This window comes from Corallococcus sp. CA041A (assembly GCF_003612075.1).
Taxonomy (GTDB): Bacteria; Myxococcota; Myxococcia; order Myxococcales; family Myxococcaceae; genus Corallococcus; species Corallococcus exiguus.
The window spans coordinates 1-1,286 of the sequence record NZ_RAWF01000540.1 but is presented as its reverse complement, the minus strand read 5'-3'; the positions used below and the strand labels follow the sequence as shown (position 1 = coordinate 1,286).

The window sequence follows — 1,286 nt, the reverse complement described above, 5'->3', positions numbered from 1 at the left end:
CGGCTGCCGTCCTCGCTCTGGGTGCCAAAGCTCGTCTTGCGCCAGATGACCGCATGGCGCAGGTCCCTCTCGGCGAGGTTGTTGGTGGGCTCGACGCCCTCGGTATAGACGAACGTCCAGAGCGCCTCCTTGAGCTTGAGGATTTCCCTGGCGGTGCCGGCCACCGGCTTCGGGCACACCTGCGCGGCCTCCGCCAGGAGTCGCTCCACCTCGCGCATGAGAGGGCGCATCTTGCGCTGGAAGGTGGCGCGCTTCAGGAGCCCATCGCGGGCCAGATGCCACCATTCGAAGAGGACGAAGACTTCCGCCAGCAGTCGCGCTCCCAGCCGCTTCGCCTCCCCTCCACGTTCGACGAAGCCTTCGAATTCGCGCACCAGGTGCGCCCAGCAGACCTGCCGTTTGAGGGCGTGCACCCAATTGTAGGCACACCACCTGTCGGAGATGAGCGTGCCCCGAAAGCCCTGGCCCAACATCGTCTGGGCGACGGCCTTGCCGCGACTCTTGACGATGAGAAAGACAGCCACCGTCGTGGTGCTGGCGACCCACAGCCAGGCGCGTGCATGCTTCTGCCACCAGCCGGTTTCATCCTGATGCACGGCGGGCTGCGTCTGGACGTAGGCGCGCGCCTCACTCACGGAAGCCGCGAGAGCCTGGCTCACCCACTGCTCGAGGTTGCTGACGCTGCCGAGTGCCAGCTCCACGCCCAGCACGTCCTCCAGCAACTCCTGCACCAACCGCTTGGACAAGCGCAGGCGCCCGGTGCAAAGCGCGATGAGGCCCGTCAGGCGCGGCCCGAAGTTGCCCTCGGGTACGCCCGCCGGCAGCGGTGCGCAGCGCCAGGCATTACAGTCGGCGCACCAGCCCGCGTGCAACTCGTACTGCCTCACCTCGGGCACGATGCGCGGCAACTCCACCACCTGGTGGATTCGTGCGGGAGGCGTGCTCTCCAGTCGCAACAGGGGGCCAGTGCAGCCCGTGCAACGCTCCGGTGCGGGCACTGCAACCACCTGCGTCACCTTGTCCGGCGGCATCAACTCGCGCTTGCGGCCCTTGTGTCCGGGCTGGCCTCCGGGCTTACGCCCCGTCGGCTCCGACTTCCTGGGCGGCGTACCGGGTGGGTCCGAGGACGGAGGCTTCGAGGAATTGCGCGAGGTACTCCGCAGCCGCGCCTCCAGCTCCGCGATGCGAGCCTCCTGCTGCGCAATGCGAGCCTCCTGCTGCTCGATTCGCGCGAGCGCCGCGCTCAGCAGTCGCTCCAACTCCGCGATACGCGCATCTCTTGGGTC

The 1,286-nt window shown here is 68.0% G+C and carries 1 protein-coding gene; it reads right to left on the bottom strand.

All coding sequences use genetic code 11. The features are described from left to right. Window positions 1-1,286: IS66 family transposase (locus tag D7V77_RS42005; protein ID WP_147452361.1), on the bottom strand; the 1,286-nt coding region annotated here is incomplete at both ends.